At 67.8% G+C, this 382-nt stretch carries 1 pseudogene; it reads right to left on the reverse strand.

Annotated elements, in window-relative coordinates:
- Positions 1-382: pseudogene (locus L995_RS13370) on the reverse strand (hypothetical protein); the annotation flags it as partial.

The following is a 382-nucleotide window of genomic DNA, read 5'->3' on the forward strand; positions in this document are numbered from 1 at the left end:
CAGGGCCTGGGTGATGGCGTCCTTGACGTTCTGCTGCTCCATCTCGGCCTGCTTGATGGCCACATCCCGCGACAGGCCCGACAGCTTGTCGTGGAACTCGCGGCGCGCGTCAGCCAGTTGGCCCGCCAGCGCGCCACTGGGCAGCGGAAAGCCCAGAGCTTCGGCGCCGCGCAACACCTCCTGCTCGCGCGCCAGCGCCAGCGCCGTTTCGCGATCGCGCGCACGATCCCAGATCTGCTGCTCGACCGCAGGGAGGATGCCGGTGCCGCCCTGCAGACGTGCATTGAGGCTGGCCTTCAGATTGTCCAGCAGCTGTGATGCGTACTTGGCTCCCGACTGGTACTGGAACGGCGTGGGCTGCAGCACGGACAGCGTGGGGATG

Source organism: Delftia sp. ZNC0008, from assembly GCF_000799035.1.
GTDB classification, from domain to species: Bacteria; Pseudomonadota; Gammaproteobacteria; order Burkholderiales; family Burkholderiaceae_C; genus Comamonas; species Comamonas tsuruhatensis.